Below are 19,487 nucleotides of genomic sequence, written 5' to 3'. Positions count from 1 at the left end.
TCGCTTTGAGCACCCAAAGGATAAGACCTTGAAATATGTTTTTCTTATTGAACCGCAAGCCAGATTTCGTTCGTAGAGTTCGGACTGGTGAGGTCCTGACTAATGTAAGCCTCGATAGACGGGAGTTCAGCTGGCGCATACCCGTTGGACGGGAGCCATTCCGAATAGATTCGCTTCCAGGCGTCCGTGATGGCCGTTGGTATCGACCCTTTCACCTCAAAAGCGATCCATTTCGCCGCGGGGAAATCTATGCTCGACAACCCGTCCGGTACGACGCCGGCGTGTTCCGCTGCAATCCAGTAATCCATCGTGTTACTCTCGGGGTTATAATTGTCGCTTATGCCCAACACGCCATGTATTTTACCATTGAGCAATGGAATCAAGCGGTTAACCGTTCCGTTAGCATTCATTTCGGCCCAAAACTCCGGAATACCCGGTCCTTCCGCCTTCTCGCCGCCGCAAGGACATTCACGCTTTACGCCGACAACCTTGAACGCCTCTCTTTCAACTATGCGGTAATTCATAGGTTCTACCCCTTTCAAACTCACCTGTATTGTCAGGCGGTTATAAGATTGCAGCTTCCCGATCCCGTTGCGGGCTTCGCTCGGCGTAACGCCATGCTGTTTGCGGAAAGCTTTGGTGAAAGCTTCGGGAGTTTCGTAACCGTATTTGTAGGCAAGGTCGATAATTTTGCATTCCGAGCTCGTTAATTCTTGGGCCGCCAACGTTAAACGACGTCGCCGCAAATAATCACCGACAGATAAGTCCGTCAAGATCATAAACGTGCGTTGAAAATGAGAAGATGACAGGTTCGCCTGCTTGGCAATCACCTCGATCGTCAGATTTTCCAACAAGTGCACTTCCATGTAGTCAATTGCCTTCTGCAAGGATTCGACCAATGCCATCTCGCTCAGCTCCCAAGGAAAATGATAAGGATTACGGAAGCATAAATCCTGTCTTTCCGTGCTTAGTATGGACAGTTCATTATAACAAAAGGCTGCCGAATAGATGGCAGCCTAGCCATTCCGTTCAATCCATCTATTGCTCATCCGGCTCATATAAAGTTGCGGCGCATTCCTTATAATCTATCTTCCCATGATTTCAAATGCGTTTGAATAAATGCGGCATATCCCCTAAGATTGGCATGAATTCAGGAAATCTTTTCATTGCCTTCATAGGGAAAGGGGTTCGCATCATGTATGAACAGCTTTATTTCACCGATTTTGCCGTAGTATTTCTGTTGGTTGTATTATGGGCGATCGTAACCAATCGTATGGGCCGTCTTCCCTTCCGGAGTACGGAAAAACAGTTAAAGAAAAGCATAAAACGTTTTACCGTTCTATACGTGTCGGCTCAAGCGTTGGTCGTTGCAGAGTTCGTCATTCTGTTCTTGTTAGGCGGGTACGGATTAGACTTTATGCTGGAGAAAACATTACTGACGATACCGCTGCTCGTTCCTTCGGCAATCTCGACGCTCGTATCCTTCTCTACCCTGCGCAAGATCACCCGCCACATGACCGACGAGCTGCAAGCCAACGTTACGGGAGTGGATCGCAAGTTACTTACTTCGCCTAATTTCGTTGTTCCTATTCAAGCTACCCTGCTAAGCGCGATCGTAGATTGTTATACTTTCTATTTCGTGTATCCCTTCGAGCTGAATGTCGGCAACGCTGCTCTCCTGTGGCTTGCATTCGCCTTGATTGTAGCTGCATTGTGGTTCAGTCAGCAACGTCGCAGTGCACAGCTCATGCGAACCGGCTATGCCATGCCGGCTACCAAGAGACTGATACGCGCCACGATCTCGTTTGTTTGCTTTGTCGTCATCGTCAGCGTCTGGTACAGCTTGTCTATGGAGGCCTCCGTTCTGCCCGACCACATGAACATGGGTGACATGCATCAACAGCATGAGAAGAATATGCAATCGATGAGCCACTCCGGCAACAACTCCAACAATGTTGATAAAATAAGCCTAACCACGCTCACAGGTCCTCAAACTGAGCAAGTTGACCAGCATTACGAACTGGTTGCCCAGAAACAACAAGTCAAATTAAGCTCCGGAAAGACGATGGAAGCCTGGACCTTTAATGGCACCGCTCCCGGTCCGGAGATTAGGGTGAAACAAGGCGAAATTGTTGAGGTCGTTCTAAGGAATAAGGATATTGAAGACGGGGTCACCATTCACTGGCATGGCTATAACGTGCCTAATGCGGAGGATGGGGTGGCCGGGGTAACTCAAGATTCCGTACCGCCCGGAGGGACGCATGTGTATCGTTTTCAAGCTAATCAGGTGGGAACGTACTGGTACCATTCGCATCAGCAATCGGCGAAACAAGTCGTCAAAGGGCTGTTCGGCTCGCTCATCGTAGAACCCAACGATACTCCGCAGCCTAATACAAAAGACATCACCGTATTAAGCCATGCTTGGCAGTTGTCGAGTAAATCTACATTAACCCCTTCATACGGGTTAAAGGACACCCTCGATCGTCAGACGATTCCTGCGGGTACGCCTGTTCGATTGCGTATCATTAATGCCCAGAACCTCCCGCAATCATTTCAATTGTCAGGCGCCGCGTTGAAGGTCATCGCGATAGATGGCAACGATGTTCAGGCGCCTACCCAGATAGAGAATCAGACGTTGTTTATCGCCGGCGGCGGGCGATACGATGTTTTATTTACGATGCCCTCAACACCGGTAAGATTGAGCAGCCAAAGCGACTCGGGTACAACTCCGGGAATCGTCTTCAGCGAGACGGAGACGAATGCAATCCCGGCAATCCATAAGAATAATCCTGTATTTGATCCGAGCAGCTATGGGGAAAAACTACAGACTCCTTTTACCATCGATAGCAAATTCGACCGGACATACAGAATCGTCTTAGATAGCCGATTAGGGTTCTATGACGGCAAGTTACATGCTTTATACACGATAAATGGGCGCGTTTTCCCCGATACTCCTTCGTTAACGGTCAAAGAAGGCGATATTGTCAAAACGACTTTTATTAATCGCGGTATGGACCATCATCCGATGCATCTTCATGGACATACGTTGCTCGTTCTCTCTCGGAACGGGAAACCGACGACAGGAAGTCCATGGTGGACGGATTCTCTGGACGTGGCTCCCGGCGAAGTGTACGAAGTCGCCTTTAAAGCCGATAATCCCGGAATCTGGATGGATCATTGCCATAATCTCTTGCATGCAAAAACGGGAATGACGATGCATTTGTCGTATGAAGGCATCACTACGCCTTTCGAGACCGGAAGGGAAACAAACAATCAGCCGGAATAAGCTATTCTCTGAAAGTGCTCCATGATGACTTGGCGAAATTCCTTGGCTGCACTCGTTAAATAACGGCTCTGATGTCTCGATAGCCCAACTTCCCGTATGCATATCGGGTCCTCTATTTGGAGGAAGACAACGTTCTCCAGCGGACGGAATTGCAGTGCCGATCTGGGGATAAAAGAAATTCCCAAGCCCGCTTGAACCAGTGGACTCAGAGTTGCGGGCTCATCGCCTTCATAAGCGTTCTCCGGCACAAATCCTGCCTGCTCGCAGTAAGAATCCATCAAGTCGCGAATACCGTAGCCTTTTTTTAAGCTGACAAACCGCTCTTCCTTCAGTTCGGATAATCGAACCCGTTCCCTGTTCACGAACCGATGGGTCGTCGGCACAATCACGTAAATCTGCTCCTGGAGCACGATATCGCACTCGAGTTCGCTGCCTAGAATCGGCGGGGAAGACAAACAAAAGTCTACCTCGCCTTTTTTGATTTGGATTTCCATCTCATGAGTGACTAACTGTTGGACATGGAACTGGACTTGCGGTCGCTTCACCCGAAACTGATGAAGAATATCAGGCAACATGTAGGCCGTGTTAACCGCGAGCGCCAAAGTACCGTTGTCCGCGCTCGTCAAATCCACGATTTCGCGTTTCCCTTCCTCCAGTTCGAACAATGCCCTCTCTACTCGCCGAAGAAAAGAACGACCGATCTCGTTCAGTCGCAGCCTGCGGCCGCTTCTGCTTCTGTCAAATAAGGAGACGCCTAAGTCCTCTTCCAAACGTTGAATCGTCTTGCTTAACGACGATTGCGTAACATGCAGCAGCTCCGCCGCTTCTGTCATATGTTCCAAGCGAGCTACCGTACGGAAATACTCAAGCTGAAGAAGCTCCAATGGATGATGCACCTCGCATTCCTTCTGATCCATTTCATTATAGAATAAAATGGATTGACTTGAATGCGAATGCACTCATTAAACTGGCTGTTGCGATTGTCCCGATTCCCGATACCGCAAGCCCATAACGACCAGAATGAGGGCAATGATCGTGAGGATGACCCCCAGCCATCGGAACCCGCCAAAGCTGAACGTGCCGCCCATAACGACGCCTGTCAGCAGCGAGGATAACATCGTCCCCACATATCTCGAAGTATTGAACAGACCGGACGCTACGCCTGCCATTTCTTTGGGGGAGCTTCTGAATAATGCTGCTTGCATGGCCACAGCGTTCAGCCCGTTGCTGATACCAAATGCAGCTAACGCCAGACTGACGCTGATTACGGGCGAAGTCGGGGTCAATATTACCAGCCACACCGACCCTAGCGCCATTAGAAGCGCGGACACGACTAGCGCGGGCCGAGGGCCTGACTTGTCGATCCATCGTCCCGCAATTGGAGAAGCAACGAGAGAGCACGCGCCTAACGTCAGCATCAGCATCCCGGTATGAAATTCGCTGACATGGCGCACCAACTGCAAGTAAGACGGGAGCCCGAAGAAGAGCGCGTAAAATAGCAGGTTGACGATCATATTCTGGACATTCACCCCGGCCAAGGCGGGATACCGGGCGAACGTGCGCAAAGGGATAAAAGGCGACGACGTCTTTAGCTCCTGCCGCACGAAAGCGACCAGCGCAGCGAGTCCGATCAAACCGATAATGATGTTCCCGGAAGAGACATGCCCCGTTGATTTGATCGACAGTAAACCAATCAGCAAGCCGACTAGACCGACGGTAAACAGTACAATTCCCGACGCATCAATCAAGATCAACCACTGACGTAGAGACCGATGATGGGCTGCGGATACAGCCGGTTTATCCTTGGGAATCGTCTTACGGGCCAATACAAAGCTTGCCGCCACGAAGGGAAGACTGGCGATGAAGAGCGAAGGCCAGTCCCACCACTTAAGCAAAATCCCGCCGACGAACGGGCCGATGGCCGCCGCTCCGGACAAGAAAATCGATATAACGGACAGCGCGGAAGCTTGTTTTTCCGTCACATGCACTCTTACGATGGCCATCCCCACCGCAACGAGCATACTTGTACCGATTGACTGCACAACGCGGGCGACGATCAACCAACCGAAGTTTGGCGATAAGGAGGCCAGCCACGAGGCCGCGAAGGATACGAACGAGACGATGAGTCCGGCCATGAATATTTTCCTGCGGCCGAACAGGTCGCTGATCTTGCCCATGACCGGCTGAGCGATCGCACTCGCGATGTAAAAGGAGAAAATAATCCAGGAGACGGCGGTAAAGTCGAGACGGTACGCCTGCTGCAGCCTTGCGATAGCAACGGAAATCATGGAGGAGTTTAAGGGATTCAATAGTACCCCCAGACCAACCGAAATCACCAACCACCTATTTCGGGTATTCATTTTGCGTTCCCCCTGAAGTATTTTGATGATAGCGTACCGGAAAACTTCCATTCACTCCAACGCATTCTATGTTATGATTTCATTCATCAGAAGGAATAAAAAGGAGTGCGCAAATGGAACTTCTCCAACTCCAATATTTTCTCGAAGTCGCCCGTCTGGAGCATGTGACGGAAGCTGCACGCAGTCTGCATGTGACCCAATCGTCATTAAGCAAAACGATCCAGCGCCTGGAGGAGGATCTGGGCGTACCTCTTTTCGATCGAACGGGAAGGAATCTGCGCCTGAACGAGTTCGGGAACCGGTTCCTTCGCCGCGCGGAAAAGGCATTGTACGAATTGGAGCAAGGGAAAGAGGAGATTCGCGACTTATCCAGCGGGGATAGTGGCACGCTTGAATTAGCGGTAACGACCGCAAGTCTACTTCCGAATCTTCTTCGGGAATTCCGGAAGAAACGGCCGCTTATTCAATATCATGTACAAATGGTCAGCGCGAACGATATGGCGACGCTGCTTCATAAGGGAGAGGTGGATTTCGGCCTATCGTCTCCCCCTATTCAAGAGGACGACATCGAATGCCGGACGGTGTACGTCGACCCCATTCTCATTGCCGTTCCGAAGACGCATCGGCTAGCTAACCAAAGCAGCGTGTCACTAGAGGAACTGAGAAACGAATCGTTCGTTGGAGTGGCCAAAGGTTACGGCGCTCGCGATTTCGTGGATTCCTTATGCCGCTCTGCCGGATTCGAGCCTCAGTATGTGTATGAAGGGGATGAACCCGCGAGGCTTAGCTCGCTTGTAGAAGCCGAGGTTGGCATCGCCTTCATGCCAAGTACGGCAAGAAACTCGCGGGAACAGATTCATCATCTGCGCATAGAGAAGCACGAGCCGGTGCGGGAGATTGCTCTGTTATGGAACAAGCGACGGTACATCTCGCGGGCTGCTCTGGAATTTCGCGAATTCGTTATCGAATACTTCAAGTCATTGAAATGAAATGCAGGATGAAGCGGCACTCCGGCTGCTTCATCCTGCTAATCCGCGTTATGAGTCCAACCCTTTGCCGCCCACTGGGCGAAGCCGGATCGGCTCGATACCCGCGATTAGAGGACGGTTTATTTGGGTTTGCATAGCCTCGTAGTGCTTATACATTTCGTGACTGACTTCTGCCATACGGTCGATCAGCGCCGGCGGCTCAACAATCTCGAGAGACTTTCCATACGGAAGAAGAAAATACGGCACGTAGGTGTGGAATGAGTGCTCCCCCAGCTTAAAGAGTGCTTCATCGGGCCTCCTACGTTCAACCAGTGCGTGGCCGAACAGCCAATGTTTGCAGAGCTCGTTCAGTGCATGTTCGTGTCCCTGAATGCGGACGAGGACTAATGTCTCGGCATCGAGCGAATCCGGGAGCAAGGAACGTAAGAGGAAATCCCTCGCGGAGAAGGCGGCCGGACGTTCGAAACGGGTATCCGTCGCTTCCAGCCGGACAATGCGATCCACGCGGAAGCTTCGAACTTCCTGCCGTAAGCGGCAAAATCCTACGACGTACCATATCCCTTTCCAGTGGACGATGCCATACGGATCAAGTATCCGATGACTGGGCGCAAGCTCTGTCCCCTTGTCATAGACCATACTCAACGACTCTCCCAAGGCAGCAGCCTCTTCCAACCGTCTCAGCCATTCCAGCTCTTTTGCATCCGTGGGCGTCTGAATAACAGCAAGCCCGTTGCCATGCCTGTTCATTCGTTCAAGCTGGTCTTCGTTGGAATAACGCTTCAGCTTGTCAACTGCACGAGCAAGAGCGTCCGTGAACGGATACCCCGCTTCCCGGGCGAAGATGGAAGCATGAACGAGCGCCTTCTGTTCTTCGATATCGAAGAGCAGCGGGGAGTCGACGAATTCGCCAAGCAGCGTGTAACCGCCATTCGGGCCGGAATCGGCAATAATCGGCGCTCCGCTCGCACTTAAGGAGTCCATGCAGCGATACACGGTGCGCACATGGATCTCCAACTCATCTGCAAGCTGTTGCGCCGTCATCTTCTTGCCCGAACGGAGCAGCCAGAGAATGGACAGCATATTATCTGCTTTAGCCATGTCTCGCTTCACTCCCTAAGCCGTTTTTGCCTAGTATACAATAAAACTACCGACAGTTACGGTCAGTAGTTTTGTTGGCGGCTGATTTTCGTCAAATTACCTGAGTCTATCCTACAAGAGTTTTAATACGTTGCCGACCTCAGCAATCGAGGAATATAAAACAGCGGGTAAATGAGCAAGTACAAATTCGGAATCCACCATTGCAAGTCGAATTCGAGCCTGACAGTCCAATAGGCAACCGCTTGAAGGCCGGAGCAGAATGTCAGCACCAGCGAGACAAGCGCCCATCGTTGCCATGCGTTATCGCCTTTGTGCATGAAGCGGAGGCTGTAGAATCCGGTCAAGGAAATGAACAGATCAAGCGGGAAAAACGACCAATTCCAGGCGTATAAAATCGGGTTCTTATAGTCCAGGTACAAATATTGTTCCGGAATCCATTTCAACGCGGTAATCAGCCAGTAACAGACGAAGGCGATGTCCGTAAACCAGAAAAACCATCTCAACGACTTCAATTCAATCCCTCTCCAATCGTGTCATTGCCTCTCTGACGGTTTGGAATTTCAGATGCGAGTAATGCTCTGACGCGTCAATCGTACCCGGAGCAAGCATGACGGACTCGCCGCGAATCCAGTAAGCTCTCTTAAGCTGGGCAACGCTTTGCATGACCCGTTGATCAGAGGCCGCAGCGTCCGCGATCATTTGCTCAAGGTCGTCGGGCGAGATGGGTATTCGCTTGACGGCTTTGCCGCTCAGCATCTCCCAAAGCCCAATCAACTCGTTCTGCGTGACTGTATTCGCGGACACATGAATCTCTTTATTTGCCATTGCCGGATCGTTCAACGCATGAACAGTTACACACGCAATATCGGACTCGCTGGCGAAAGCGCCCTTCACGTTGCCATCCCCGTACACGCCGACCTCCGATGGCGGAAGGTGGCCGCCAAGTTTGGTCATGTCGCCTAACGTGGATACCCAATACGTAAAGAAGCCGCCTGTATGAATGAACGTGTACGAAACTCCCGCATCGAAGACGGCCTTAGACACGGAAGCGAAGTTATCGAAAATCAAGCAAGATCCGGGTGCAGCAGCGGCATGGTTCACGCCGAATACGGAAGGGACAAGCCGTCTAACCCCTGCGTCTTTTGCGGCTCGGACAAGGATCGTTTCGTCGCCGGATTGCCAATTGACCGCCGATATGACATTATCGACACAATTGCACGCACGCAGCAGACTATCGTAATCATCCAGATCGCCCAAATGGATCGTTGCTCCGACTGCTTGAAGTGATTTCATTTTATTCGCATGAAGTGCGGTTGAAGGCCTTACTAACACATGTACGTCGTTTCCGTATTCCTTGCTGGCCCGAAGCATTTCCTGGCCAAGCAATCCTGTTGCTCCCACGATTAATGTTTTCATCACGCGCCTCCATTTCTCCGCATTATTCGTATTCGTCGTGCAGACGCCACCACGTATACGGCGGGCTCTGCGGCCATCCAGGGGGAGAATCCTCCCATTCCTCCTGACGGCCAAAAGGCGTTAGGTCGAGCAGGTTGAAATCGGCCCTAATTCTGTCCACGCCGCGCGACGTCGTGAAGTAGGTGCGATAGACGACATCATCATTACTCAGGAACACATTCAGACCGAATCCCTTGCCCGCATCGAAGTCGTTGTTGAAACTGTCCCCGTTCGACGAATACCAAGGCACGTTCCATCCCATCCGCTTCTTGTAAGGTTCGATTTGCGACAACGGTGCCGGCGATACGAGCACGAATGCGGTGTCCCGGGCCTGCAGATGGGCAAGATGGCCGATATTGTCGATGAACGAAGAGCACCCCCGACAACGATGGCCGGAGCCCGGCTCCATCATAAAATGATAGACGATCAACTGACGACGCCCATCGAATAGGTCGGTCAATTTCGCCTTCCCGTCAGCCCCTTCAAACTCGTAATCGCGATCAACCCGAACCATGGGCAATCTCCTGCGTTCTGCGGCCAGCGCATCCAATGCCCGAGTAAGCTCCTTCTCTTTGGCCAGCAACTTTTGACGCTCGATCCGCCATTCTTCTTCCGACACAATGTGAGTCATTGCAGCCATACTCATTCGTCATTTCGTCCCTTCTGCGAGAGGATTGGAAAGTTTTGTGCGAGTTGCAATACCATTAGCATAGTCATTTCACTTTTATAATGCAAGTTGAATTGCTTTCATCATGCAAGTATGTTACGTTGGGTGTATGAAAAGATCAAACAACAAGTCACATTGCCCGATTAATTTTGCATTGGAAACTTTCGGAGACAGTTGGTCACTGCTGATCATCCGTGACATCGTCTATTTCGGCAAAAAAACATACGGAGAGTTCCTCGAGTCGGAAGAAGGCATCTCTTCGAACATTCTTGCCAGCCGTCTTGCTCAGCTAGAGTCGAACGGCATTCTCGTCAAGAAGCCCCATGAAGCGGACAAGCGCAAAGAGCTTTATTCGCTTACGGACAAGGGGCTCAATTTAATTCCGATTCTGATCGATATGGCCCATTGGGGCGCTTATTACGATTCGGAGACCGATGCCCCTCGAAAGTGGATCGACGCCGTACAAGCCGATCGGGAAGCGATGATTCGGCTCATTCGAGATACCGTGCGTGACGACGGTTCCATCTTTTGCGGTCCCAACAGCGTGATTGCTAAATTGGAAATGACTTTTTAATTCGGCGGGGAGATTCGGTTTAGCGAAAAGCTCCGCCGGCCGGCCGCTTTCACGGCCAATAGCCCGGAAAAATCGGGCTATCCACTCCCAAGCACCTGTTAAACTTGCGCTAAAAACCCTTCAAGCCGTGTTTTGACATGCGGCCATTCCCTGTCCAGAATGCTGTAGTAAACCGAGTCTCGTATGTATCCGCTAGGCAAGATCATATGGTTTCGCAGTATCCCTTCTTGCTTGGCGCCAAGACGTTCAATCGCTTTTTGGGACCTCACGTTCCGGGAATCGGTCTTGAGCTGCACCCGGATCGTTTGCAGCGTTTCGAAGCAGTGCTTCAACAATAAATACTTGCATTCCGTGTTAAGCGGCGTTCTCCACTTACTCGGTGTCAGCCAAGTAGAGCCAATCTCCAGACTCCTGTTCGGCACCGAAATATCAAAAAACCGAGTGCTCCCCACAATTTTGCCTGATTCCCGTTCGATAATGACAAAAGGCAGGGCACGTTCACTCTCTAAAGCTTTACGTACGTATTCCCTCGCATCTTCCTGCGAAACTATTTGCCCCTGGGTGAGCTCCCAAACCCCCGGGTAGCAGCCAGCCTCATACAACCCTTCGGCATGACCTTTTTCCATCGGTCTTAATTCAACTTTGCTACCGGTTAGCGTTACAGGCAAAACTTCCATTCTCGACACACCCCTTTTGAATCAGTAGGATTTGAAAGCAAATAACTCCATGCAACATTTTCGGCAATGCAGTTGTCTTATTAAAGTACCATATATTTGTAATTAGTTCTTTGGCACCTTCAACAACCGAAAGAACGAGGGATCCGAATATGAAGAGAAAAAATGGGATTGCTGTACTTATACTTGCCGCTGCTGTGACGACTGTTTCAAGTTATGCCCTTAAGGCGAATGCAGGACAGGATACCTCCTCCCCGATAACAGCTCATGACCAGGCTGCGCTTCAAATGGATGGCGTGACGCTCAAAAAACCGGATGCCGCTGCAAATCTCACCAACGAGCAAGCGATTTCGATTGCCTCGAAATACGCGCCAGGATATGCAAAGGAAGCCAACGACATTAACGCAGAGTACCAACTCATGACGAACAACCATTTTGCATTGTTCTCGGAGGCAGCTAAGGAAAAGAATCCTCAACTCCAGAAAGAGGGTTTCCTGAAAGATACTCCTGTCTACATCGTAACCTTCAAAGGGATCACAAAAAAAGGCCATGCCTCTATCGGCCAAGAACCGGTCGTAAATCACGAATTCAATGTCGTCGTTGATGCCAACTCTGGTGAGGTTCTGTATGCCTTTACTTATCGCTAAGTAAATACTTGAACCTACTTAAAAATCTGCATGGATCGCAGGTTTAATGGAGAATATGGAATATCAGCTCAGTCATGAATGGAGGTTCGAACTCACATGAAAAGAGTTTATCTTGCCAGCCCGTTTTTTAATGCGAAAGAGCTCGCTACTCTCGAACAGGTCGAACGGATTCTGGCCGACAAAGGCTTGAACGTATTCTCGCCGCTTAGAAATAACATTGAAAATGTCGAGGTCGGATCTCGCCAGTGGTCGATTGAAACCTTCATGAAAGATATTAAATATATCAAGTGGTCTGAGATTGTTGTCGGCATTTACCATGGCAACTACTCGGACAGCGGGACGGCTTGGGAGTTAGGTTACGCTTTTGCAACCGATAAGCCGGTCATTCTTATTCATGTTGGCACGAACAGCAACCTGATGGTCCACGAAGGTGCCCACGCCAACATCACATTGGAAGAACTGGAAACTTACAATTTCGATAAGCTGCCTAGCTCCTTCTATACGGGCGAAATGTTGTAATGAACAAGGTGAACGAGCATGGCCGTCTTCCCGGTCATGCTTTTTCATTTGGTGCCGCACGCAAAAAATGAGAAGATCGCCTCCACCTTTTGAGAAGCCATAGACGGCAATGCTCGCTATAATCAGGGTTAAAGATTTAACATTATGCGGGAGGAAACCTTTATGGCGGAATGGTTGGGACTGCGGGAAATCGTTCGGGATGAAATACAGCAGCGAGGAGAGGAAGGTTGCGACACGGCAGGTTTCACGGAACGACTGGGAGCGGCCGGCACGGACGAAGCTCCGATTATGGAGGTCTACCATGAATTAATGGCTCTTGAACCACGCGCAGACTTTAAGTATATCGAGCCGTCGGACTTGGAATCGATCCACGCCGAACGCCCGGAAGGGCCGCGCAAGATGACCGCAAACTTAGACGAGGCCGAATGGCAGAACAAGTTTTACGGCGCCTGGCTCGGCCGGTCCGCCGGCTGCGCATTGGGTAAGCCGCTGGAAGCTCACGACTTCATGCAGGGCTCGGGCGGCAGACCCGGCTGGCACAATATTAAACTTTGGTTCGAAGGCGCGGGACAATGGCCGATTCGCCACTTTACACCGGGGGAGTCTACCGCCGAAGCGCAATATGACATGAAGATTGCACGCTGGAGCTCTCTGGCCAGCTGCCGAGAGAACATCCGCTTCATGGAAACGGACGACGATATTCGTTACACGGTGCTTGGCCTGCTCATGCTTGAGGAGCGCGGGCTCGGATTTAACTCCTGGGACGTCGGCAAGTTGTGGCACCGTCGTCTTTCGTTTGGTCAAGTGTTCACTGCCGAAGCGCAAGCCTACCTGAATTTTGCCCGGACCACTTCGCATATTAGCGGTGATCGACCCGATAATTGGGAAGAGCTTGTCCATTGGGGACGTTCCTATTTGAACCCATACCGCGAATGGATCGGCGCCCAAATTCGCGTTGACGGTTATGCCTACGGCGCTGCCGGCAGGCCCGAGCTTGCGGCTGAGCTTGCTTGGCGGGATGCCTCCTTCTCTCACGTGAAAAATGGAATTTACGGCGCGATGTTCTGCTCCGCTATGATTGCGGCCGCATTCGTGGAGAGCGACGTGAAGCGAATCATCGAGATCGGACTCAGCGAAATTCCGCAGCGCAGCCGTCTGGCGGAAGACATTGCACTGGCTGTCCGGATTGCAGAAAACACGACGGATCAACTCGAATTAGTCGAGAAAATCTGGGATGCCTTTAAGCATTATCACTGCGTTCATACCAACAATAATGCCGCACTGTGCGCAGCAGCGCTTATTCATTCCGGCGGCGATTTTGAGAAAGGAATTACGACGGCTGTGCTCGGCGGCTGGGATACCGATTGCAACGGCGCTACCGTCGGCTCCATACTTGGCGCATCGCTTGGGGCGGCGGCGCTGCCCGATGCCTGGATCAAGCCCCTGAACGATACTTTGTACGCAGACGTCAGCGGCTTCCACCCTATTTCTATTTCAGAATGCGCCCGCAGAAGTTATAATGTTTTCCGAAAGCATCAGTGATGTATGCTAAGGGGACGCTGAATGAGATGAAATTGCATATCACCTACGATCATCCGATTCCGATCAACGCTTTCGAGTGGACGCCTTCCACCGATCGGCAATCGCCTCATATCCATTCCAGTTTGGAAATCGGCCTCTGCCTATCGGGCAGAGGCTGTTTCTACTTCGGCAGCAAAAGCTATACGGTTTGTCCCGGCGATATATTTATCGTGAATAACGAGGAAGGCCATATCGCGCAATCCGACCCGGATGATCCAAGCCGATATCTTTTTATTAACTTCGATCCGGCGCTGCTGCTCGCGGAGGAGCCCGGCTTGTTGCTGCCCTTCTCTTACCGTTCTTCTCATTTCCGAAACCATATTGCCGGCGGATCGCCACTGGCGAAGGAGCTTACGCCTTGGATGCTTGCAATCGCACAGGAACTGCGGGACAAATCCCCCGGCTATTTGGCGATGGCCAAAAGCGCGCTGATCCAGTTATGCGGCCGCCTGCTCCGCCATTACAATGAGATGCTGAGCAATGACGAGCGGAAGACGATGGTGCAGGCTGTGCGTCAAACGCAGTCGTTGGCCGCCTTGGTAGAACGCCGCTTCCGTGAGCCGCTGAGCTTGGCTGTGTTGGCGGATGAGCTAGGTGTCAGCGCATCGCGCATCAGCCGCGCATTTCTTGAAACGACAGGCTACCGCTTCTCCGATTACGTCTCTCTCCTGCGCATTCAGGCCGCCAAACGAGAGTTGGCGGGAACGGACAAAGCGATTGCCGATATTGCGTTCGAATGCGGCTTCCAAAGCTTGCCGACCTTTTATCGCGCGTTTAAGGACATCGCCGGCATTTCTCCCATCGTTTATCGGCAATCTATGGGGCTTGCCCCGTGAAATAAGCTGCGCTGCTCTTCTGGATGGACAACGCCGCGAATCGATGCTACCCTTGAAGGCATACGCGACGGCTGGCTGCAAAAGCCCCCTGGCCACATACGGATATCGGGCGGAAGATACGGAGCAGGCCTGGCGTTTGAGCATGGACAAACCCGAAGATTTCCTCGGTATCATCCTGAACTCGCAACTGGCAACCGTAGAAATCATCGGATAAACACGGTAAACGGGAGAGATATCATTCGATGGCGAACAAACAGCAAGCGGAAGCATTCGTGTTCATGAAAGAGGAAGCTTTACCCCTTCGCTACAAACCGATTGCCGGCGAGCCGGTCTCCGCTCGCAATCGTTCGAAAGCCGTCAGCGGAGATTCGGTCGAGTATGAGGAAGGCAAGGACTACATCATCGATTACGACCAGGGGACGATACGCCGTACGGAGGGAAGCCGAATCCCCGACGGGACGCTGCATCCGCTGTACGGGGTGAGCGAATTTGACCACACCAAGTACCCGGATTTCAGCAATCAAATCTACACGGTATACGTCGATTATGCGACGGAATCCGAAACGAAGGGCGAAAGCTTATCTGCCCGCGATATCGAGAGTTCGGGATGGCTTAAACGCCTTGCCAGCAAACTCGCGGCGGGGGAAGAAGCCGTCTACGTCGTTTACGGCGACAGCATCAGCTCGGGCGGGGAAGCCAGCGAAGAGAGTCTGGCCTATTTCGGAAGATTCGCGGACACGCTGAGCGGCATCTACCCCGAAGCCCGTATCCGGATCGTGAACAAGTCGATCGGCGGCGAGGACACGAGCGGAGGCGCCAGCCGCGTTAACGAGGATGTCGTCCCTCTTCAGCCCGATCTGGTCTCCATCGGCTACGGGATGAACGACCAGAACAAACAGCCGGTCGGCAACACGACTTCGTTGGAAGCGTTCGAGCAAAATCTTCGGTATATGATCGATTCGATCCGCAAGGCAGGGGACACCGACATCCTTCTCGTTACGCCATGCGAACCTAATCCGAACTGGCAGTATACGAGCGGCAAGACGTCCCTCTATGCCGACGTCATCCGCCGTCTTGGGGAAGAGTTCGGAATCGGTGTCGCTGACGCCCATGCAGAATGGACCGCCGAGCTTGCGGCAGGCAAGACGCACGAAAGTCTGCTTCTGAACAACATCAATCATCCAAACGATTACGGACACTGGATTTACAGCAAATCGTTCGTGAGCATGCTGAAAGGTTAATGCGTAAGCAAACCGCTTTTGGACATGCAGAAAATGACCGTCAGGGGGCACCTTGTCCCTGACGGTCATTTTTGCGAGCTTGCCGCATGATGGCATTACCGATAACCTGGGGGCTGTCTAAGGTCTTAAGCAATAAAGCAGTATCTCCTCGCTGGAGGTGCCTTATGCGTTCGAATTAATGCGTTTGGCGCAGTATCTCCTGGCTGGAGGTGCCTTATGCGTTCGAATTAATGCGTTTGGCGCAGTATCTCCGGGCTAGAGGTGCCTTGCGCGCTCGAATTAATGCGTTTGGCGCAGTATCTCCGGGCTAGAGGTGCCTTACGCGCTCGAATTAATGCGTTTGGCGCAGTATCTCCTGGCTGGAGGTGCCTTACACGCTCGAATTAATGCGTTTGGCGGTGTATCTCCGGGCTGGAGGTGCCTTACACGCTCGAATTAATGCGTTTGGCGCAGTATCTCCGGGCTGGAGGTGCCTTACGCGCTCGAATTAATGCGTTTGGCGCAGTATCTCCGGGCTAGAGGTGCCTTACGCGCTCGAATTAATGCGTTTGGCGCAGTATCTCCGGGCTGGAGGTGCCTTATGCGTTCGAATTAATGCGTTTGGCGCAGTATCTCCGGGCTGGAGGCGCCTTACGCGCTCGAATTAATGCGTTTGGCGCAGTATCTCCGGGCTGGAGGTGCCTTACGCGCTCGGTATGGAGCAGCAACCAGAAAGAGATGTATCTCCGCAAACTTAAAATCGTGAGCACAAAACAAGGGCTGCCCCTTAGTCTTTCACTATGGAACAGCCCCGCCTTAAGAACATCCTCGGCATCTCACCTATCCTTTATCTATCAATTACCGTAAACCTCAAATTCATAAAGGGAATACCAGTATATCGTCCCCCGCTCTGTCGCATACATCCTTACGTACCTCGCATTCACCGGCTCAAAATAAATCCCGTCGATGCCGCCGTCTCCGGTCGTTGTCGCGTAAACGTCCGTCCAGTTGATTGCATCGTTCGATACTTGAATTTTATAGCTTTTGGCATAGGCGAACTCCCAGTTCAGCTTGACGCTGTTGACGCGGGTTTCCTGCCCGAGATCGACATAGATCCATTGCGGATTCGTATACAGGCTGGACCATCTGGTCGTTGTACTGCCATCCACAGCTTTATCCGCCGTGAGCGCGGAAGTTTCATTGGAGGAGGCTGTCGCCGTTTTACTTAACGCCAGATTCGGTTTGCCGTAAACCTGGAATTCATAGAGAGAGTAGCCGTAGAACGAGTAGGCTCTCTGCGTGCCGTACATTCTGACGTACCTCGCATTGACGGAATTAAAGAAAATGTCGTCAATCCCCCCGTCCCCATTCGTTGTCGTATACACATCCGTCCAATTGGTCGCATCGTTCGACACTTGAATTTTGTAGCCTTTGCCGTAAGCGAGCTCCCAATTCAGGATGACCCGATTGAGGTTATACGACTGCCCCAGATCGATCATCATCCATTGCGGGTCCGTAAACTGGCTCGACCATCTCGTTGTCGCGTTGCCGTCAATGGCATTGTTCGGAGTTAGGGTAGCGTCTTGATTGGAAGACGACGTAGCGGTCTTGTTTACCGCCAGATTCGTTGTCGTCCCCGCCCCGACGCTGTCTCCGTATACCTGTAGCTCATAAATGGAGTAACCATACGCGGTTCCCCTCTCCGTTGCGTACATCCTTACATACCTTGCCGTTGTAGGCACAATGCCGATATCATCCACACCGCCGTCGCCTGTCGTTGTTGAATACATGTCCGTCCAATTGGTTGCGTCGTTCGACACTTGGATTTTGTAGCTTTTGCCGTACGCATTTTCCCAGGTAAGCTTGACACGGTTGACATTATACTGCTGCCCAAGATCGACGTACATCCATTCCGTGTTGGAATTTTGCTGACTCGACCACCGGGTTCCAGGCAAATTATCGACAGCTTTGGCAGCGGTCAGGGACGAACTTTGGTTGGAAGAGGAAGCCGCCGTTTTACCGCTCGCCAGATTCACCGGAATCGTGTACGTTCCTTTCGTGAATTTGTAGATGTCCTCGTACATCTGCCTACCGTCATACACCCCATTCACGCCGCTATTGTTCTTGTTTTTATAGAAATTGTATATCCCGAAAATATCCTGGTACCAGCCTTTGATCGCTCCTGTCATATACCCGTATTCTGCGCCGGCTTTCAAGTAATTCTCGAACCGGGTTCTGAAATCGGGGTCGAACATCGCCCTTTCGTCGAATTCCATCTCGATGCCTTTGTTGTACGTGATGATTTGGTCGTTCGTGATTGTCATTCTGGAATAATCGGTGCTCGGAACAAAATAGTGGTTAGGCTGCTGGATGGCGAAATCGAAGGAATAGTTTTTCCAGTTGTTGCTTTGCCCTGCGCCGAAATACGGAATCCACGTAAATTTCAGGCCAAGCGTATGGAGGTAGTTGCCGGAGTTATTGATCGCATTCACTTCGCCGGCATTGCCGGTGTCGATATCTTCGTGGAACCAATAGAAGCCTTTTAATTCGAGATTGCTGTAATTGGCTTGGTTCCATCTGCTTATTACCTTGTCGATATACCACTTGGTTACCTTGGTCAAGTTGCTTGGCGTCGAATTCAGGTTCTCGCTGATGCCGTCGTTATCGACATCCCCGAAATTGGTGATCTCATGGTTGGGGTAAGGCACCATAATGTACACTTTGGACTTGTAGTTTGCTTGATTCAGCGTCGTTGCCACTTGTTGGGTAGCCTGATTCAGGGCATCGAGCTGCTGGTTGGCGGTGAAAAGACGATTCATATACCATTCCCAATCCGCCTTGTACGTCCATTTGGCAGGGTCCGCCGTGTCGCCGAAGTCCCGGTAATCGGGCGTGTTGATGCCGAGGAACAGAAACGAGTCGAAAAAAGTATCGTCCATCGCATTACTGCTGTTGTAGTGCGCAACATAGGGCAGCAATGTGTTTTTGTCGTACGTGCCGATTTCTTTGCCCTCGTATGTCGTTCTCCCGCCGTAGTAGCCGGTATACAGCAAAGCCAAATTCTTCACGTTTCCGGATGCTGCGGTGTTAGGCGGAAAATATCCCGTCGCCGCGGATGCTTTCTCTACTGACGGATAACCGGCAAACACAATTGTAAAGACGAGCACACACGATAACACCAACGAGCTTACTCTTGGATACTTCAGACTCCGTTTCATTTTTCATCCCCATTTCTTAGGTTTGAATGACATTCGCAAGTCTGGTACATGGGTTTGATCCGGCCGGCCAGCGATCCCAAACGCCCCTTTCACCACTCATTCTAGGGGGCGATTTTAAGCGGAATATATAGATTGTTGTTTACTTTGATATACACTTCTTTACATTTCATGCCTAAACAACCCTGGGATTGCCCGGGCAGAGTTGACCGGCACGTTATCATAGTCGCCGAATCTCATCCCGTCAAGAGAAAAAGTGAGAATGATGTCGTTGTGCTGTGATAATGTCACCCTATAACTGTTCTGAGATAATGTCACTATGAGACAGGAGACAGTGACATTGAGCAGAGCCGAATTGAAGAAGGT

18 protein-coding genes are annotated in these 19,487 nt (G+C 51.3%); 8 read left to right on the top strand and 10 right to left on the bottom strand.

Features of this window, described 5'->3' with window-relative positions; translation table 11 throughout:
• Positions 1 to 44 precede the first annotated feature (44 nt).
• A complete protein-coding gene (locus ACFPOF_RS10815) occupies positions 45 to 905 on the bottom strand; it encodes an AraC family transcriptional regulator (protein ID WP_378132381.1) in 861 nt (286 codons plus the stop codon).
• Positions 906 to 1,195: 290 nt separating this feature from the next.
• Here ACFPOF_RS10815 and ACFPOF_RS10810 point away from each other — a divergent pair, with 290 nt between their 5' ends.
• Positions 1,196 to 3,286, top strand: a complete 2,091-nt coding sequence (locus ACFPOF_RS10810) for a multicopper oxidase family protein (RefSeq protein ID WP_378132379.1) — start codon at positions 1,196 to 1,198, stop codon at positions 3,284 to 3,286.
• On the opposite strand, the gene ACFPOF_RS10805 is transcribed toward ACFPOF_RS10810, so the two are convergent.
• Both ACFPOF_RS10805 and ACFPOF_RS10800 read right to left on the bottom strand, forming a co-directional pair.
• Positions 3,274 to 4,170 carry a LysR family transcriptional regulator gene (locus tag ACFPOF_RS10805; RefSeq protein WP_378133120.1) on the bottom strand — a complete coding sequence of 299 codons (897 nt, stop codon included), beginning with the start codon at positions 4,168 to 4,170 and terminating at the stop codon, positions 3,274 to 3,276. The genes ACFPOF_RS10810 and ACFPOF_RS10805 overlap by 13 nt on opposite strands.
• A gap of 78 nt (positions 4,171 to 4,248) precedes the next feature.
• Entirely contained in the window at positions 4,249 to 5,646 is a 1,398-nt protein-coding gene (locus tag ACFPOF_RS10800; RefSeq protein WP_378132377.1) for an MFS transporter, read from the bottom strand.
• A gap of 113 nt (positions 5,647 to 5,759) precedes the next feature.
• Here ACFPOF_RS10800 and ACFPOF_RS10795 point away from each other — a divergent pair, with 113 nt between their 5' ends.
• A complete protein-coding gene (locus ACFPOF_RS10795; protein ID WP_378132375.1) occupies positions 5,760 to 6,635 on the top strand; it encodes a LysR family transcriptional regulator in 876 nt (291 codons plus the stop codon).
• Positions 6,636 to 6,683: 48 nt separating this feature from the next.
• On the opposite strand, the gene ACFPOF_RS10790 is transcribed toward ACFPOF_RS10795, so the two are convergent.
• From ACFPOF_RS10790 to ACFPOF_RS10775, 4 genes are all read right to left on the bottom strand, one after another.
• Positions 6,684 to 7,733, bottom strand: a complete 1,050-nt coding sequence (locus ACFPOF_RS10790) for a helix-turn-helix transcriptional regulator (protein WP_378132373.1) — start codon at positions 7,731 to 7,733, stop codon at positions 6,684 to 6,686.
• A gap of 122 nt (positions 7,734 to 7,855) precedes the next feature.
• Positions 7,856 to 8,245 (bottom strand): DUF5360 family protein, encoded by a 390-nt coding sequence (locus ACFPOF_RS10785; protein WP_378132371.1) that lies wholly within the window; start codon positions 8,243 to 8,245, stop codon positions 7,856 to 7,858.
• A gap of 1 nt (position 8,246) precedes the next feature.
• Positions 8,247 to 9,149: an NmrA family NAD(P)-binding protein gene (locus ACFPOF_RS10780; protein WP_378132369.1), complete on the bottom strand. Its 903-nt coding sequence runs from the start codon at positions 9,147 to 9,149 to the stop codon at positions 8,247 to 8,249.
• A 22-nt stretch (positions 9,150 to 9,171) separates the two neighbouring features.
• A complete protein-coding gene (locus ACFPOF_RS10775) occupies positions 9,172 to 9,834 on the bottom strand; it encodes a DUF899 domain-containing protein (RefSeq protein ID WP_378132367.1) in 663 nt (220 codons plus the stop codon).
• A 130-nt stretch (positions 9,835 to 9,964) separates the two neighbouring features.
• On the opposite strand from ACFPOF_RS10775, the gene ACFPOF_RS10770 reads away from it, so the two are divergent.
• On the top strand, positions 9,965 to 10,429 hold the full coding sequence (locus ACFPOF_RS10770) for a winged helix-turn-helix transcriptional regulator (RefSeq protein ID WP_378132365.1): 465 nt from the start codon (positions 9,965 to 9,967) through the stop codon (positions 10,427 to 10,429).
• A gap of 98 nt (positions 10,430 to 10,527) precedes the next feature.
• Here ACFPOF_RS10770 and ACFPOF_RS10765 read toward each other — a convergent pair whose 3' ends face one another.
• Positions 10,528 to 11,106, bottom strand: a complete 579-nt coding sequence (locus ACFPOF_RS10765; RefSeq protein ID WP_378132363.1) for a GNAT family N-acetyltransferase — start codon at positions 11,104 to 11,106, stop codon at positions 10,528 to 10,530.
• A 149-nt stretch (positions 11,107 to 11,255) separates the two neighbouring features.
• Between ACFPOF_RS10765 and ACFPOF_RS10760 the strand changes: the two genes are divergently transcribed.
• The 5 genes from ACFPOF_RS10760 to ACFPOF_RS10740 all read left to right on the top strand — a co-directional run bounded on the left by ACFPOF_RS10760 (position 11,256) and on the right by ACFPOF_RS10740 (position 15,927).
• Complete coding sequence (locus ACFPOF_RS10760; protein WP_378132361.1) at positions 11,256 to 11,750, top strand: hypothetical protein; 495 nt, start codon at positions 11,256 to 11,258, stop codon at positions 11,748 to 11,750.
• Positions 11,751 to 11,846: 96 nt separating this feature from the next.
• Positions 11,847 to 12,269, top strand: coding sequence for a nucleoside 2-deoxyribosyltransferase (locus ACFPOF_RS10755; RefSeq protein ID WP_378132359.1), 423 nt, complete (start codon positions 11,847 to 11,849; stop codon positions 12,267 to 12,269).
• Positions 12,270 to 12,431: 162 nt separating this feature from the next.
• On the top strand, positions 12,432 to 13,811 hold the full coding sequence (locus ACFPOF_RS10750; protein ID WP_378132357.1) for an ADP-ribosylglycohydrolase family protein: 1,380 nt from the start codon (positions 12,432 to 12,434) through the stop codon (positions 13,809 to 13,811).
• Positions 13,812 to 13,837: 26 nt separating this feature from the next.
• A complete protein-coding gene (locus ACFPOF_RS10745) occupies positions 13,838 to 14,686 on the top strand; it encodes an AraC family transcriptional regulator (protein WP_378132355.1) in 849 nt (282 codons plus the stop codon).
• Between the two features lie 242 nt (positions 14,687 to 14,928).
• Positions 14,929 to 15,927, top strand: coding sequence for an SGNH/GDSL hydrolase family protein (locus ACFPOF_RS10740; RefSeq protein WP_378132353.1), 999 nt, complete (start codon positions 14,929 to 14,931; stop codon positions 15,925 to 15,927).
• An 833-nt stretch (positions 15,928 to 16,760) separates the two neighbouring features.
• Here ACFPOF_RS10740 and ACFPOF_RS10735 read toward each other — a convergent pair.
• Positions 16,761 to 19,124, bottom strand: a complete 2,364-nt coding sequence (locus tag ACFPOF_RS10735; RefSeq protein WP_378132351.1) for a discoidin domain-containing protein — start codon at positions 19,122 to 19,124, stop codon at positions 16,761 to 16,763.
• 159 nt (positions 19,125 to 19,283) lie between these two features.
• Positions 19,284 to 19,487 (bottom strand): hypothetical protein (locus ACFPOF_RS10730; RefSeq protein ID WP_378132349.1); only part of this gene is annotated, 204 nt, incomplete at its 5' end.

The organism is Cohnella soli, assembly GCF_042655525.1.
Taxonomy (GTDB): Bacteria; Bacillota; Bacilli; order Paenibacillales; family Paenibacillaceae; genus Cohnella; species Cohnella soli.
Note: the sequence above shows the minus strand (reverse complement) of the source record. Positions and strands in the feature narration are given on the sequence as shown.

Excerpts from the sequence above, each read along its gene's own strand:
- ACFPOF_RS10810 (WP_378132379.1), top strand. The coding sequence starts at position 1,196 with ATGTATGAACAGCTTTATTTCACCGATTTTGCCGTAGTATTTCTGTTG.
- ACFPOF_RS10815 (WP_378132381.1), bottom strand. The coding sequence starts at position 905 with ATGGCATTGGTCGAATCCTTGCAGAAGGCAATTGACTACATGGAAGTG.
- ACFPOF_RS10770 (WP_378132365.1), top strand. The coding sequence starts at position 9,965 with ATGAAAAGATCAAACAACAAGTCACATTGCCCGATTAATTTTGCATTG.
- ACFPOF_RS10740 (WP_378132353.1), top strand. The coding sequence starts at position 14,929 with ATGGCGAACAAACAGCAAGCGGAAGCATTCGTGTTCATGAAAGAGGAA.
- ACFPOF_RS10780 (WP_378132369.1), bottom strand. The coding sequence starts at position 9,149 with ATGAAAACATTAATCGTGGGAGCAACAGGATTGCTTGGCCAGGAAATG.
- ACFPOF_RS10745 (WP_378132355.1), top strand. The coding sequence starts at position 13,838 with ATGAAATTGCATATCACCTACGATCATCCGATTCCGATCAACGCTTTC.
- ACFPOF_RS10735 (WP_378132351.1), bottom strand. The coding sequence starts at position 19,124 with ATGAAACGGAGTCTGAAGTATCCAAGAGTAAGCTCGTTGGTGTTATCG.
- ACFPOF_RS10790 (WP_378132373.1), bottom strand. The coding sequence starts at position 7,733 with ATGGCTAAAGCAGATAATATGCTGTCCATTCTCTGGCTGCTCCGTTCG.
- ACFPOF_RS10750 (WP_378132357.1), top strand. The coding sequence starts at position 12,432 with ATGGCGGAATGGTTGGGACTGCGGGAAATCGTTCGGGATGAAATACAG.
- ACFPOF_RS10775 (WP_378132367.1), bottom strand. The coding sequence starts at position 9,834 with ATGAGTATGGCTGCAATGACTCACATTGTGTCGGAAGAAGAATGGCGG.
- ACFPOF_RS10760 (WP_378132361.1), top strand. The coding sequence starts at position 11,256 with ATGAAGAGAAAAAATGGGATTGCTGTACTTATACTTGCCGCTGCTGTG.
- ACFPOF_RS10765 (WP_378132363.1), bottom strand. The coding sequence starts at position 11,106 with ATGGAAGTTTTGCCTGTAACGCTAACCGGTAGCAAAGTTGAATTAAGA.
- ACFPOF_RS10800 (WP_378132377.1), bottom strand. The coding sequence starts at position 5,646 with ATGAATACCCGAAATAGGTGGTTGGTGATTTCGGTTGGTCTGGGGGTA.
- ACFPOF_RS10755 (WP_378132359.1), top strand. The coding sequence starts at position 11,847 with ATGAAAAGAGTTTATCTTGCCAGCCCGTTTTTTAATGCGAAAGAGCTC.
- ACFPOF_RS10795 (WP_378132375.1), top strand. The coding sequence starts at position 5,760 with ATGGAACTTCTCCAACTCCAATATTTTCTCGAAGTCGCCCGTCTGGAG.